Origin of the sequence: Peptococcus simiae (assembly GCF_046569735.1) — a bacterium.
In the GTDB taxonomy this organism is placed as follows: domain Bacteria; phylum Bacillota; class Peptococcia; order Peptococcales; family Peptococcaceae; genus Peptococcus; species Peptococcus simiae_A.
The window spans coordinates 1-12,985 of record NZ_JBKICG010000008.1; the positions used below are offsets into that span (position 1 = coordinate 1).

Consider the following 12,985-nt stretch of genomic DNA (forward strand, 5'->3'; position numbering starts at 1 on the left):
TCTTGTTAAAAATAAACAACCGACCTAGAAAATGCCTAGGGTGGAAAACACCTCTTGAAGTATTTCAACACGAAGTGTTGCACTTGATTTGACAATCTGCCATTTGAATTTCTGAAGGACAGGACGATTTATCAGTTAACAGGCCAATTAAATGGGTTAAAATATTTGAATCCGAGATAAAATCTATCGACATTTTGGAATAGGTGAAGATATGGAACAATTTAAGATTATATATAAGATTTTAAAGATACTATGCACCAGCATGGAATACGAGGAATTTGATAATACGTGGATTTCGGCAGAGGCACTTGGAGTAAGCGTGGCAATGTGGGAAGCTATTATGAAAATGCTTGTGGATAATGATTACATTGAGGGTGTTATAGCCACGGAAGAAATGTATGGTAATTTTGGTATCAAGCTGATACGCCCTCGTATCACACTCAAGGGCTTAGAATATCTAGAGGACAACAGCATGATGAAAAAAGCCGCAAAAGCGGCAAAAGGTATCATTGATGTAATCGCCTAACCACCCACCAAACGGCAGGTGGTTTTTGTGTTGGAAGGCTATATACGAGGAGATTCACGTAAGGGTTAAGCAAATGCCATAAAGCGCACCTAACGTTTGTTAGATGTGCTTTTTTGTTGGAGGGAAATAATGGAAAAAATAAAAATAGGCTACAAGGATTATCAGATTAAGTACTTGGACCCCAAGCAGGTGCTTTTTGAGAACGGCACAGAGTTGATTGGCAAGATTGATTATAATGAGAACGTCATCTATTTAAGTAACAGGTACAACCGGGATACACGCAATGAAGGTCTCATTCATGAAGTGATACATGGCATAGATGATATGTACGGCATTGGCCTTACAGAGGATGAGGTCAATGCATTGGGAAAGGGAATTTATACTGTACTAAAAGATAATAAACTGCTGAAATAACGTTTCATTTGGGAGGGGCTTGAGCCTTGGTGAGGTATGGCAGGCAAACGCCCACGGTATCGGTCATTTTAGGCTATGAGCAAAGTCTTGGCAGTGAGGCGGTGGACCTTTATAAGCGGACAGGGCTAAGGCCTTACCCTTGGCAGGAGCAGATGGTGGAAGACTTGTTTGCGGTCAATGAGGAGGGACTTTGGACGCATTCCAAGTTTGGCTATGCCATTCCCCGGCGGAATGGGAAGACGGAAGTGGTCTATATGGCTGAACTCTGGGGGCTCTTTCATGGGCTCAATATCCTACATACGGCCCATAGGATTTCAATGGCGCATGCGTCCTTTGAAAAACTCAAAAGGTACCTAGAAAAGATGGGCCTGGTGGATAAGGAACACTTTAACTCTATTAAGGCCAAGGGGCAGGAAAGGCTTGAACTTCTTGAATCCGGTGGGGTCATCCAGTTTAGGACCAGGACGTCTACCGGAGGCCTAGGCGAGGGCTTTGACGGTCCAGTCCATCGCCAGGACCTATGACCAGGCCCTCCGGCAGATAGACACTGAAATGTACAGCCACCTGTCCAAGATGGCCGACAAAAACCACCTGTCCCCGCAAAAGGCCGCCGAAGCCCTAAGCCGGGGCGAGCTTGCCGGTTACCGGATGGACCTGGAAACCTTTGCCCGGAGAGCCCGACAGGCCGGCGCCCTAACCAGCCAGATGGAGCGGGAGCTGGATAACGCCTCTAGGCGGGTCCGGATATCCAGGCTCCAGGCCGCCAAGGATACCCTCCGGCGAGAAATGCAGCTATTTTACAGCAGCTATGACAAAGACCTGGCCGACCACCTAAAAAAGCAGTATAGCGACACCTACCGGGCCACCCTAACCGGCCTAAAGGATACCGCCTTTATCACCATGCCCCATATAGACATGACCCTCTCCCGGCTAGACGCCGCCATCCGGAAACCCTGGGCAGTAGACGGCCTCACCTTCTCCCAACGCCTGTGGAAAGACCAGGCCACCCTGGTCAACACCCTCCACCAAACCCTCAGCCGGCAAGTGGCCCTAAGCCTAGCGCCGGACGAGACCGTCAAGGCCCTAGTCGGCGCCTTCCCGGAAAAGACCATGAGAAGCGCCATAGGCCGCCTGGTCATGACCGAATCCAACGCCATAGCCACCGCCGGCACCCAAGAAGCCTACAAGGCCACCGGCGTCAAGCAATACGAAATCGTCGCCACCCTGGACAGCAAGATCTCAACCATATGCCAGGAAATGGACGGCAAGCGCTTCCCCACCAGCAAGATGGAAATAGGCGCCACCGCCCCACCCTTCCACCCCTGGTGCCGGACCACCACTGCCCCCTACGACCCCGACTTTGATGACCTCCTGCCCGACGGCCCCCGAGCCGCCAGAGATGCAGACGGCAAGACCTACCTGACTAATGCCAGGACCTATAAGGAATGGGTGACAGAGGGGCAGGAAGAAAAAACATCCGCAGCTATGGACCCTATGAAGGCGAAAAAGGCTACAATATCCTTTATTGAAAATGGGGCAACCGTATCTGTGAGTGCTAAGTTTGTACGAAAGACTAAGGAAAAACACAATATCTGGGTACAAGACAAGCTGCATGATGGCAGTAAATTAGCCCATCAAGTGGACAAAGAGTTGAGGTATATCGAACAAAAATACAACTTAAAAGATTTACCTCCGCTCATGGTCACGGATAATAATTTTTTAAGAGGGAAGATAGGGGGATACCATAAAGCCGATAAGGCTATATACCTGCCTAAAAACCTAATTAGAAATTTTGATCCAGAGTCAGTAAAACACACAACGGCAAAAAGCTTAAATGATGTCATCCTACACGAAATAGGGCATTATTATCACTGGAAAGCCGTTGAAAAGTTTTACAAGCGCCATGCCAAGAGGTATAATAGTCTTATAGAAGCTAAAGAATATTTAGAAAAAGATATTCTGTTGGCACTCTCGAAAGCCTCGCAAGAGGAATTAGTAAACGTTCTAAGTGAATATGCATCGAGCAACTGGCGGACTAATGAACCTTATGCAGAATGGTTTACACTTTTTATACGTGACGGGGGGACGCAGAGTGCCCGACTAGATAAATTATTTAAGGAGGTGTTTAGGCATGTTGATGACTAAAGAGCAATTAAAGCCTTATAAAGGACTGGCTGAGATTTATAAGCCCTACCTTAAAATAACTGATAAAGGGCATCTATACCTGCCCGAAGACGCTCCGGAATCGGCAAAAAAAGCGTGGGCCAAGCAGTTGGAATTGGATAAGCAATGCGAGGAGTGGGGCTAATACACTCCGAAAAATATATTAAAAGCCACCCAATCCGGGTGGCTTTTGTGTTGAAAGGAGATTATTTATGAAAGTGCTTTCAGGTTTAACGGAGGAGCAATTGGAGCAGGCTCTGGCCTTGGTTGAGAAATTAAATTACAGACAGTGGTCAAGGCTTTCAAGCGCCATAGAACGTTTGTACACAAGTAAGGTCCCCCAAGTTACACTGGGAGACCTTGAAAATGAGCGAGAACTACTGCAACAATTATTGATGTAGCTTATTCTGATGTTGAAACGACTTGGGAGGAGGCAAGCCATGGCAAAAGATGACTACCACGTTATCGTCTATTACCTACTTAGTTACCTGTACGACTGCCTGAAAAAGGGCAGGCCGGTAGATAAAAGCATTATCCGCCTGGAAGCCTATCCGGAGGAAATAGACCCGGACTACTATAGCTACATCCTCGAACACCTGCTAAAGGACGGATTAATCGAGGGGCTATATACCTGCGAGGCGCCTAGCCTAGGCAGTAAAAAGGTGGTTCAATTCCGGGGCCTAGAGGATACATGTATTGCGCCCGCAGGCATTTCCTACCTGCAGGAAAATAGCTTCATGAAAAAGGCCTATGAGACCTTAAAGACCTTGAAAGACATCATGCCCTTTATCTAGCCAAGGAGAAGCCCATGGACAAGAAAGAAGTAAGCGGATGGCTTATGGACCTAGCCCTACAGGTAGCTGAAATCATAGCGGAAAAACGCCCCGGGGCCGCTGTCATCATTGACGCCAGCGGGGTACGCTTTGTAGAGACCGCCAAACACATCCCGGCGACTGAACGTAAAAAGACCTGAGGTGATCCACTATCTCCCGTGCAGGGTAAAGCACAAAAGGGTTTAAAAAGCTAGAGACTGTGGTATACTGTATATAAGACAGGGCCTTTGCCGCCTGTCAAAAGAAGCCAATGCCAGCATGTATGGCACAAAAAACCACCGGGGGTGAGCCGGTGGTTTTTCTTTAGGCTGGTTGTCATTTGCTTTCTTCCTTATCCAGCCATTTGCAGATGAGGTGAGTAATGACACCTGCTATGATAGGGAAAGCTAAAGAAGCCAATACTTCTAGCATGCATGACACCTCCCTTCCGTTGCCGGAATGGGTAATGACAACAGAAATAGTATACCATACCGACCTGGACAAGTCGTTAAAAGGTCTATTTTCTATACCTAAAATTGGTTGCCCGACCTAAAACGGGAACGCCCGGTCATGGCGACGACCTAAAAAGCCTAGGCGAGAGAGGAGACCCCATGAATACAGACACCCTTAAAAAGTTAGGCCTAACCCAAGAGCAAATTGACGCAGTCATGGCAGAAAACGGAAAAGACATCAAGGCCGAGCAGGGTAAGGCGGAGGGCCTGAAAAAGGAAAGAGACACCCTCCAGGCCCAGCTGGCCGACGCCACCGAGACCATCAAGGGCTACAAGGACATGGATATCGAGGCCATTCAGAAGTCCGCTGACGACTGGGAGGAAAAATACAAGGCCAGCGTCCAGGAACTGGAAGACCTCCGCTTTGATAGCCTCCTAGACAAGGGGCTAACCGGTAGCGGCGCCTATGACGCCGACATCGTGAAAAAGCTCCTGGCCCGGGAAGCCCTCCTGGTCAAAGACGGCAAGCTAGAGGGCCTAGACAAGCAACTGGCCCACATGCAGGAACACCGGCCCTACTTATTTGCACCGCAAGAAAAGCCAGATGAGCAGCAAGAGACTAAGCCAGAGGGCAGCGGCTTCAAGCCCTTTGTCCCTCCGGCCGGCGGCGATGGCGCCAGAGGGCCGGATAAAAACTTATCTCAGCAGCTGGATATATCATCCTAGATGTTATCTAAGCAATCACTTAGAAAATAAGACAGCCTTCCTTAGCTGTTTCCGCACTTTTGATTTTTTTCTGTCATCTTTTCATTTATAATCAATCATGGTATGATTAGCTTGATACATTACTGTGCGTTTATATGCAAATTTATACTGAAGAAGGTGACAGGCTTGTTGGTTGCTGGCCGTTCGCATATTGGCTTAGTGCGTAAAACGAATGAAGATGAATACTATTGTGATGGAAGGGGACGTTTTTTAATTATCGCTGATGGTATCGGTGGACATCAAAACGGGCATATTGCCAGCCAGCTGGCTGTTGATGAGCTGCATTGGTTTATAGAGGAGAATATCCACTTACCGGCTGAAGCCCTTCTCCGGGAGGGCTTTCAACGGGCGAATGCAAAGGTGCATAGCTATCAAGAAAACAAAACCAATGGGGGCATTATGGGGACGACCTTAACGGCCTTTATCATCCGTGATGGAAAATACTACCTCGGCCATTTGGGCGATTCACGAGCCTATATCCTTCATCAGAATAGCCTTCCTAACCAGCTGTCAAAAGACCATACCTTCTGGGCGGAATTAGAAAATTTAGATGAAGACATGCGCCAGGCTATGTTAAAAAATAGAGTAGATAGTCCTAAGAACACCTTGATGCGGGCTATTGGACCGGAGCCCAGTTGTGACCCTCAATTTTTGTCAGGTGACCTATCGGCAGGGGATATCTTACTGCTGATGACTGATGGTATGTATCGGTATACAAATGTGGAAGAAATGTATGAAGTCGTCAGCTACACCGATGACCTGGAAGAAGTGGCCTTGCGTTTTGAGCAATTGGCGTTAGAGCGTGGGGCCAGGGATAACCTGACAATTGTTCTCTATCGACAGGAAGGAGGCGGTCAACTGTGCAAGACATTCTAGGCGGTCGCTATGAAATCATCCGGAAAATTGGTGGTGGTGGAATGGCCATTGTTTATCTGGCCAAGGACACCTTTTTGGACCGGCAAGTTGCGGTTAAAGTCCTCCGGGAAGAATACGTCGAAGATCCGGAATTCTTACGGCATTTTAAAAAAGAGGCCAAGTCTATTGCGGCCTTAAACCATCCCAACATTGTCAATATCTATGATTTTGACGCCAGCCAAGATCCGGCCTACCTAGTCATGGAATTTGTTGAGGGGATGTCCATTAAGCAAATCATTAATGATGAGGGCTACCTCCCCTGGGACCAGGTCGCTGATATTGGCATCCAGGCGGCCCGGGGGTTAGACGCCGCCCACAAAAACCATATTATACATAAAGATGTTAAGAGCCATAATATCTTAGTTGATCGCAGTGGCCTAGTAAAAATTACAGACTTTGGCATTGCGCAAATGCTTTCCAGTACGACCATTACCCATAACAAGGGCATCTTAGGCTCAGCCCACTATTTTTCACCGGAGCAGGCCCGAGGGGAGCGGGTTGATGAAAAATCCGACATTTACTCCTTGGGGATTGTCCTATATGAGATGCTTTGCGGCCAGGTGCCTTTTACCAGTGACAACCCTGTCAGCGTTGCCTTAAAGCATATTCAAGAAGAGCCTGTCCCGCCAACATCCATTGTCCCCGGTATCCCGGTAGCAATGGAAGCCGTGGTCTTGAAGTGCCTGGAAAAAGACAAGGACCTTCGTTTCCGAGATATGGCAGAGCTGGCGGAAACGCTTGAAGTGATTCGAGAAAGCGATGCTTCTGATATGACCGGTTACCAGCCTATGCCGGTTTTTCCACAGGTAGAGGCGGACCTGGACCCGATGAATGATACCCTGGCCCTGCCGCGCAACCTGACCCAAAAGCATGCAGACATGTCGGTGCCAACCAAGCCGGCACTAACCAAGAAGGAAAGCAAAAAGGCCTCTAAGGATAAAAAAAGAGCCGACCGAAAAAAGCGCTGGACGCGGGTGTTGATTTTCCTTTTAGTTTTACTCGCTGCCTTTGGGACCCTTAAAATTGCCCAGTCATTTATTGGCGGCGGGAATATAGAAGTGCCTTCTGTCATTGGATTTTCCTATCCGGATGCAGAACAGATTATTGCCCAAGAGGGCTTGCGCATTAAGGAAATTGATACCGAATATAGTGATGAGATTGAAAAAGGGGCCATCATTAGTCAGGATCCGGTAGCCGGCAAAAAGGTTAGAAAAGGCCGCCTTATCGGCGTTGTCGTCAGCCGAGGCCCTAAAAAAATAGAAGTGCCGGACTTAGAGGGACAAACAGAGGCTGAAGCTAGAGAAGCTTTAGCGGATGCCAAGCTGCGCCTTGGTAAGGTCCAGACGGACTATGACAGCAGTGTCCCGGAAGGAAAGGTCATTTCCCAGTCACCCCGGTCCGGTAAAGAAGTCGACAAGGATACGGCTATAGACATTACGGTGAGCTTGGGCAAAAAACCGGAATACGCTACCATGCCGGACTTGCGGGGAATGAAACTTTCAGAAGCCCGGTCGGCCTTAGCCGGCCGTGGCTTGAGTGTCTCTTCAACCAGTGAAGAAGAATCCTCCAATGATAATAAGGATCGCGTTATCGGTCAATCCATTGAACCTGGTGCCGAACTTGAAAAAGGGACCGGCGTTACCCTCACTATTGGGACGGGCAGACATGTCAGTGAAGATGTTCCTGTCAATGTGTCCTTTGTCTTACCGGAAAAGGGAGTCGTCGTTATTACCCAAACGGATGCATCAGGGAACCAAACCATGCTCTACCGGGGTGTACACGAAGAGGGCGAGTCCTTCAGTAAAAACTATAATGCTCCCGCCGGGAGTAAGTTACATGTTAGCCTGAATGGTAGAGAAGTTGATCAAATCAGCACTTAGTGAGGTGACTATGAAAGGCCGGGTTTTAACTGCGCATGGCGGGTTTTATGAGGTGCTCACAGAAGGGGGCCTCTATACCTGCCGCTTGCGCGGGAAAAATAAAAGAGGCGAGCAAATCGCTGTGGCCGGGGATTGGGTGGCGATTGCGCCTGGCCAGCAGGCCGAGGGCACAATAGAGTCCATCTATCCTAGAAAGAATGTCTTGCACCGGCCTAGCCTATCCAATATCGATCAATTAATTATCCTATCTGCCCTAAAGGACCCGGAAGTGGATTTTTTATTGATTGATCGCCTGCTGGTGATTGCCCACTACCATCAAATCAGACCGCTTTTAGTCTTTAATAAGGTTGATTTGACCGCTGACTTAACAGCTGTCCAGGCCTATTATCGCGATAGCTACCCGGTTTTTCGGGTTAGCGCCCGAGACCGGCTAGGGGTAGAGGGCTTGCTGGATGAATTAAGCGGAAAAACCACCGCCATCGCCGGCCAATCCGGCGTGGGAAAATCAACCCTCATTAATGCCTTAACAGGCAGTGATGACCAGGCCACCGCCTCAGTGAGCGATAAATTAAAGCGGGGGCGGCACACCACCCGGACCACCCGCTTTATCCCTTTTGAAAGTGGCTTTATTGTCGATACACCCGGTTTCAACATGCTCCACCTGCCTAAGGATTTAGAAGGAAGGGACCTATCTCACTACTACCCTGACTTTATGGACCAGGCAGATGGCTGCCAGTATAGAGACTGTCTGCATATCAATGAACCGGTATGCGGTGTTAAAACAGCTGTTCATTCGGGTATACTATCCGATAAACGCTATCAGAATTACTGCACTTTACTATCCGAACTAGAGTAAGAGGGGGCTGCTTGTGTCTATAATCATTTCACCGTCTCTTTTATCCGCTAATTTTGCCCGGCTCGAAGATGAATTAAAAGCCATCGATCAAGCCGGAGCACCCTGGCTTCACCTAGATGTCATGGATGGCCTTTTTGTGCCTAATATTTCTTTCGGGATCCCTGTCATCAAGGCCATTCGCAAGGTCTCCGACCTCTTTTTTGACTGCCACTTGATGATTGCCGAGCCCAGCCGCTACCTCAAAGACTTTGCCGATGCCGGCGCCGATTTAATTACAGTCCATGAGGAAGCCAGCCGGGATGTCCATCAAACCCTGGCCGATATCAAGGCCCTGGGCTGTAAGGCCGGCCTTTCCATCAACCCGGAAACTCCCCTTTCAGCTGTTGAACCCTATTTGACTGAAGCTGACCTGATTTTACTTATGAGCGTCCACCCGGGATTTGGGGGCCAGTCCTTTATAGACATCACCTTTAAGATCAAAGAACTCCGTCGGCTCATGGATGAAGCCGGCTCTAAAGCTATTCTCCAGGTAGATGGTGGCATTACCACAGATAACGCCAAGGCGGTTGTCGATGCTGGGGCCAAGTGCCTCGTTGCCGGATCAGCTATATTTGGCAAAGAGGACCGAAAAGCGGCCCTGGAAGGGATTCTAGCAGCCACCGGCAAGGAGGCTCAATGAAGATAGCCGTAGATGCAATGGGCGGCGACTATGCACCAAAAGAAGTCGTCCTAGGTGCCTGCCAAGCCCTCCAACAATTTCCGGAAATAGAGGAAATTGTCCTAGTAGGCGATGAAGCCCAGATTAAGCCTTTTATCGATGAGCAGGTCAAGGACCGCCTATCGATTGTACATACCGATGAGGTCATCGGCATGAATGAACACCCGGCGACAGCCTTCCGTCAGAAAAAACAAGCTTCTGTTCGCCTCGCGACAGATCTCGTCCGTGATGGCCATTGCGATGGTATCGTCTCCTGCGGAAACACCGGAGCCCAAATGGCTTCAGCCATCTTTCGCCTAGGCCGGATCAAGGGGATTAAGAGACCGGCCATTGCCGTTCTTCTACCGACCCTCCAGGGACCCAAGCTCTTAGTTGATGCCGGGGCCAATACCCAGGTCGACCCAGATAACCTTCTGGACTTCGCCACCATGGGTGCCGTATACATGCAGCTTTTAACCGGTCAGCCGGCCAAGGTGGCCCTCATCAACAATGGGGCTGAAGAAGAAAAGGGCAGTGACCTTACCCAAGCAAGCCACCAATTGCTGAAACAATCTGACCTTCACTTTATAGGCAATATAGAAGGACGGGAAATTACCGAGGGCACTGCTGATGTCATGGTTTGTGATGGCTTTACCGGCAATGTCATCTTAAAAACCCTTGAAGGCTTTGGTAAAAATATTTTTAAACTTTTAAAGAGAGAAATTGAAAAGAGTGCCCGCTATAAGATGGGGGCCCTTTTACTCAAACCGGCTTTTTATGGCCTCAAAGATACCATGGATCCTAAAGCCGTTGGCGGCGCCCCCCTCCTTGGGGTCAAGGGCGTCAGCATTGTCTGTCACGGGAATAGTGACGCAAGAGCCGTCGTCAATGGTATCCTTGTTGCCAAAGAATGTATCGAAGCCCAACTCATCGCTCAGATAGAAGAAGCTGTAGCAAAAGATGGAACGGAGGAATAATATGACCACCTTTGAACAAGTGAAAGAAATCGTCGCCAACCAATTGTCCATTGACCCGGCTAAGATTACCGAGCATACGACCTTTGAAGAAGTAGAGGCAGATTCCTTAGACGTCGTAGAAGTGATTATGAATATTGAAAGTGAATTTAATGTCGACCTGCCTGATGAAGAGGTAGAGGGATTTAAAAATGTCGGAGAGCTCTCTAAGTATGTCGACCGGTTGTTATCCTAATTTGCTATACGCTTAATTCTATGTTATACTTATTAGCGGAAAGAGTGGGCCAGCCCACTCTTTCCTATTTATTAAAGGTGGTGAACACCCTATGAATGCAACCGAATCCTACATTGAAAAACATTTTGCGTCCCTTTTAGAATCCTATGGCTTTGAATTGGTTGACGTTGAATATAGAAAAGAAGGCGGCGATTATTTCTTACGGTTATTCTGTGATCGTCTAGCTGAGGATGAACATATAGATTTAAACGATTGCGAAAAAATCAATCGGCTTTTAGGAGAGGCCCTAGACCAGCGTGAAGACCTGCCGATTAAGGGGGCCTACCGCTTAGAGGTTTCTTCCCCGGGGATTGAACGGCCACTGAAAAAACCGCAAGACTTCATCCGTTTTACCGGTCAATTGGTTTCCGTCAAGCTTTATAAGGCTGTGGATAGCCTAAAAACCCTTGTCGGTAGTTTGGAAAAGGCAGATGAAGAAGGCATTACCCTGGTCACATCTTCCGGAAAGTCCTATCAGCTGGCATATACTGATATTGCTAAAGCAAACTTATATTTTGAATTTTAACAGAGGTATTGAGGTGGAGCATGAAGAAAAAGGCTAAGAAAGACTCCTTGCGAGAAATTCTTACTTTACTGGAAATAGAAAAGGGCTTAAAGCCGGCTGTCATTGAAGAAGCCATTAAAACATCTCTGGTTTCAGCCTATAAGAAAAACTATGGCAGCGATGTGAATGTCCGCATTGAGTTTAACAGCAAAACAGATGCCATCGATGTCTTTATCGACCGCATCGTCGTTGCTGAAGTGGAAGACCCCCAAACGGAGATTGCCCTACTCGATGCTCAGGAAAGTTACCCCCATGCTAAAATCGGGGATACGATTTCTGAAAAAGAAGAACCGAAAAATTTCGGCCGGATTGCAGCGCAAACGGCCAAGCAAGTCATTGTGCAGAAATTACGCGAAGCCGAACGTGGACATGTCTTCAAAGAATTTGCCAGCCGCGAGTCTGATATCGTCACCGGGATTGTTGACCGGATCGACCATGGGGTATGTACTGTACGGCTCAATAATGCAGATGGTATGTTGCCTGTAGCGGAACAAATCCCCGGCGAAGACATCCAAGCCGGCCAACGGCTCAAGGCCTATATTGTCGAAGTTCGCAATGCAGCTAAAGGGCCACAAATTATCCTTTCTCGTATCCATGCCGACTTGCTCAGCCGTTTATTTGAGCTTGAAGTCCCTGAAATTCAGGATGGCTATGTGGAAATCAAGTCGGTGGCTAGAGAAGCCGGTATGCGGTCTAAGATTGCCGTTGCCTCCAACGATGAAAACATCGACCCGGTCGGTGCCTGTGTTGGACCGAATGGGTCTCGGGTACGGGCTGTTGTCGATGAGTTGAACGGCGAAAAGATCGATATTATCAACTGGGAACCGTCGCCAGACTTATACATTGCCGAATCTCTTAGTCCCTCTGTGGTCATCGATGTCTTGGTCGATGAAGAGGAAAATAAGGCGATTGTTGTCGTGCCGGATGACCAGTTGTCACTGGCCATTGGCAAAGAGGGGCAAAATGCCCGTTTAGCCGCTAAGTTGACCGGCTGGAAAATCGATATAAAAAGCAAAAGCCAAGCGGACGAGCAGGAGATTAATTATAATTTTATTTTTTCAGATGAAATGTAATTAAGAGGTGGACCATGACAAAAAAAGTGCCTGAAAGGACCTGTTTGTCCTGTGGTGAGAAACTGCCAAAAAGAGAATTAATTCGCATTGTGCGAGATAGCAAGGGTGCCTTCCATCTTGATCCAAGTGGGAAAATGCCGGGAAGGGGCGCTTATTTATGCGGTCGTGAAATTTGCAGCTTAGATAAGTCCTTCCGCAAAAGGCTCCAAGCTTCTTTTAAAACGTCCGTAACAGACGAAGCTTTTGAGGCACTCCTGGCCGAGGTTCAAGCCTATGTTAAGTGAAGTGGTTGAAAAGAAAATCTTAAGTCTTTTAGGTTTTGCCCAAAAGGCTAAAAAAATCACCTCAGGCGATGCCAATGTGCGAGCCCTTCTGAAAAAAGACCAAGTCAAATTACTCGTCATCGCAGATGATCTCAGCGAAGAAGCTAAAAACCGCTGGTACCGTAAAGCCGAAAGCTTTGACCTGCCATGCTTTTCTTTTTCAAATAAAAGTGCAATAGGTTTAGCCATGGGCCAGTCGCCCAGAGCCATCGTTGCCCTTTTAGATGACTCATTTGCAGATGCAATCTTAAAATGCAGGATGGAATCTATGGAAAAATAAAACCAGAAAGAATCGG

At 48.0% G+C, this 12,985-nt stretch carries 19 protein-coding genes; all 19 read left to right on the forward strand.

Features of this window, described 5'->3' with window-relative positions; translation table 11 throughout:
• Positions 1-211 precede the first annotated feature (211 nt).
• Positions 212-526, forward strand: coding sequence for a YjcQ family protein (locus ACLGL1_RS04555; RefSeq protein WP_411007585.1), 315 nt, complete (start codon positions 212-214; stop codon positions 524-526).
• A gap of 129 nt (positions 527-655) precedes the next feature.
• The gene (locus tag ACLGL1_RS04560) at positions 656-940 is read left to right on the forward strand and encodes a hypothetical protein (protein ID WP_411007586.1); all 285 of its coding nucleotides are present in this window, start codon (positions 656-658) and stop codon (positions 938-940) included.
• A gap of 29 nt (positions 941-969) precedes the next feature.
• Positions 970-1,464: a hypothetical protein gene (locus ACLGL1_RS04565; RefSeq protein ID WP_411007587.1), complete on the forward strand. Its 495-nt coding sequence runs from the start codon at positions 970-972 to the stop codon at positions 1,462-1,464.
• Positions 1,433-3,085: a minor capsid protein gene (locus ACLGL1_RS04570; RefSeq protein WP_411007588.1), complete on the forward strand. Its 1,653-nt coding sequence runs from the start codon at positions 1,433-1,435 to the stop codon at positions 3,083-3,085. Before ACLGL1_RS04565 ends, ACLGL1_RS04570 begins: the two co-directional genes overlap by 32 nt.
• Complete coding sequence (locus ACLGL1_RS04575) at positions 3,072-3,248, forward strand: hypothetical protein (RefSeq protein WP_408976947.1); 177 nt, start codon at positions 3,072-3,074, stop codon at positions 3,246-3,248. The genes ACLGL1_RS04570 and ACLGL1_RS04575 overlap by 14 nt, the downstream gene beginning before the upstream one ends.
• 67 nt (positions 3,249-3,315) lie before the next feature.
• Positions 3,316-3,504 (forward strand): hypothetical protein, encoded by a 189-nt coding sequence (locus tag ACLGL1_RS04580; RefSeq protein WP_408976948.1) that lies wholly within the window; start codon positions 3,316-3,318, stop codon positions 3,502-3,504.
• Positions 3,505-3,543: 39 nt separating this feature from the next.
• A complete protein-coding gene (locus tag ACLGL1_RS04585; protein WP_411007589.1) occupies positions 3,544-3,897 on the forward strand; it encodes a YjcQ family protein in 354 nt (117 codons plus the stop codon).
• Positions 3,898-3,911: 14 nt separating this feature from the next.
• Complete coding sequence (locus ACLGL1_RS04590) at positions 3,912-4,076, forward strand: hypothetical protein (RefSeq protein WP_411007590.1); 165 nt, start codon at positions 3,912-3,914, stop codon at positions 4,074-4,076.
• A gap of 450 nt (positions 4,077-4,526) precedes the next feature.
• Complete coding sequence (locus ACLGL1_RS04595; RefSeq protein WP_411007591.1) at positions 4,527-5,093, forward strand: phage scaffolding protein; 567 nt, start codon at positions 4,527-4,529, stop codon at positions 5,091-5,093.
• A 165-nt stretch (positions 5,094-5,258) separates the two neighbouring features.
• The gene (locus ACLGL1_RS04600; RefSeq protein ID WP_411007592.1) at positions 5,259-6,008 is read left to right on the forward strand and encodes a PP2C family protein-serine/threonine phosphatase; all 750 of its coding nucleotides are present in this window, start codon (positions 5,259-5,261) and stop codon (positions 6,006-6,008) included.
• A complete protein-coding gene (gene pknB / locus ACLGL1_RS04605; protein ID WP_411007593.1) occupies positions 5,993-7,927 on the forward strand; it encodes a Stk1 family PASTA domain-containing Ser/Thr kinase in 1,935 nt (644 codons plus the stop codon). The genes ACLGL1_RS04600 and pknB overlap by 16 nt, the downstream gene beginning before the upstream one ends.
• Positions 7,928-7,937: 10 nt before the next feature.
• A complete protein-coding gene (rsgA, locus tag ACLGL1_RS04610) occupies positions 7,938-8,783 on the forward strand; it encodes a ribosome small subunit-dependent GTPase A (protein ID WP_411007594.1) in 846 nt (281 codons plus the stop codon).
• A gap of 13 nt (positions 8,784-8,796) precedes the next feature.
• Positions 8,797-9,462: a ribulose-phosphate 3-epimerase gene (gene rpe, locus ACLGL1_RS04615; RefSeq protein ID WP_411007595.1), complete on the forward strand. Its 666-nt coding sequence runs from the start codon at positions 8,797-8,799 to the stop codon at positions 9,460-9,462.
• Complete coding sequence (plsX, locus tag ACLGL1_RS04620) at positions 9,459-10,457, forward strand: phosphate acyltransferase PlsX (protein ID WP_411007596.1); 999 nt, start codon at positions 9,459-9,461, stop codon at positions 10,455-10,457. Before rpe ends, plsX begins: the two co-directional genes overlap by 4 nt.
• A 1-nt stretch (position 10,458) precedes the next feature.
• Positions 10,459-10,689, forward strand: a complete 231-nt coding sequence (gene acpP / locus ACLGL1_RS04625; RefSeq protein WP_411007597.1) for an acyl carrier protein — start codon at positions 10,459-10,461, stop codon at positions 10,687-10,689.
• 91 nt (positions 10,690-10,780) lie between these two features.
• On the forward strand, positions 10,781-11,254 hold the full coding sequence (rimP, locus tag ACLGL1_RS04630) for a ribosome maturation factor RimP (RefSeq protein WP_411007598.1): 474 nt from the start codon (positions 10,781-10,783) through the stop codon (positions 11,252-11,254).
• Positions 11,255-11,274: 20 nt separating this feature from the next.
• Complete coding sequence (gene nusA, locus ACLGL1_RS04635) at positions 11,275-12,366, forward strand: transcription termination factor NusA (protein WP_408976802.1); 1,092 nt, start codon at positions 11,275-11,277, stop codon at positions 12,364-12,366.
• Between the two features lie 14 nt (positions 12,367-12,380).
• On the forward strand, positions 12,381-12,650 hold the full coding sequence (gene rnpM / locus ACLGL1_RS04640; RefSeq protein ID WP_408976801.1) for an RNase P modulator RnpM: 270 nt from the start codon (positions 12,381-12,383) through the stop codon (positions 12,648-12,650).
• The gene (locus ACLGL1_RS04645) at positions 12,640-12,969 is read left to right on the forward strand and encodes a L7Ae/L30e/S12e/Gadd45 family ribosomal protein (RefSeq protein WP_408976800.1); all 330 of its coding nucleotides are present in this window, start codon (positions 12,640-12,642) and stop codon (positions 12,967-12,969) included. The genes rnpM and ACLGL1_RS04645 overlap by 11 nt, the downstream gene beginning before the upstream one ends.
• Positions 12,970-12,985 lie beyond the last annotated feature (16 nt).

Coding starts and splice junctions, on each gene's coding strand:
- ACLGL1_RS04555 (WP_411007585.1), top strand. CDS start 212: ATGGAACAATTTAAGATTATATATAAGATTTTAAAGATACTATGCACC.
- ACLGL1_RS04560 (WP_411007586.1), top strand. CDS start 656: ATGGAAAAAATAAAAATAGGCTACAAGGATTATCAGATTAAGTACTTG.
- ACLGL1_RS04575 (WP_408976947.1), top strand. CDS start 3,072: ATGTTGATGACTAAAGAGCAATTAAAGCCTTATAAAGGACTGGCTGAG.
- ACLGL1_RS04580 (WP_408976948.1), top strand. CDS start 3,316: ATGAAAGTGCTTTCAGGTTTAACGGAGGAGCAATTGGAGCAGGCTCTG.
- ACLGL1_RS04585 (WP_411007589.1), top strand. CDS start 3,544: ATGGCAAAAGATGACTACCACGTTATCGTCTATTACCTACTTAGTTAC.
- ACLGL1_RS04590 (WP_411007590.1), top strand. CDS start 3,912: ATGGACAAGAAAGAAGTAAGCGGATGGCTTATGGACCTAGCCCTACAG.
- ACLGL1_RS04595 (WP_411007591.1), top strand. CDS start 4,527: ATGAATACAGACACCCTTAAAAAGTTAGGCCTAACCCAAGAGCAAATT.
- rsgA (WP_411007594.1), top strand. CDS start 7,938: ATGAAAGGCCGGGTTTTAACTGCGCATGGCGGGTTTTATGAGGTGCTC.
- plsX (WP_411007596.1), top strand. CDS start 9,459: ATGAAGATAGCCGTAGATGCAATGGGCGGCGACTATGCACCAAAAGAA.
- acpP (WP_411007597.1), top strand. CDS start 10,459: ATGACCACCTTTGAACAAGTGAAAGAAATCGTCGCCAACCAATTGTCC.
- rimP (WP_411007598.1), top strand. CDS start 10,781: ATGAATGCAACCGAATCCTACATTGAAAAACATTTTGCGTCCCTTTTA.
- nusA (WP_408976802.1), top strand. CDS start 11,275: ATGAAGAAAAAGGCTAAGAAAGACTCCTTGCGAGAAATTCTTACTTTA.
- rnpM (WP_408976801.1), top strand. CDS start 12,381: ATGACAAAAAAAGTGCCTGAAAGGACCTGTTTGTCCTGTGGTGAGAAA.
- ACLGL1_RS04645 (WP_408976800.1), top strand. CDS start 12,640: ATGTTAAGTGAAGTGGTTGAAAAGAAAATCTTAAGTCTTTTAGGTTTT.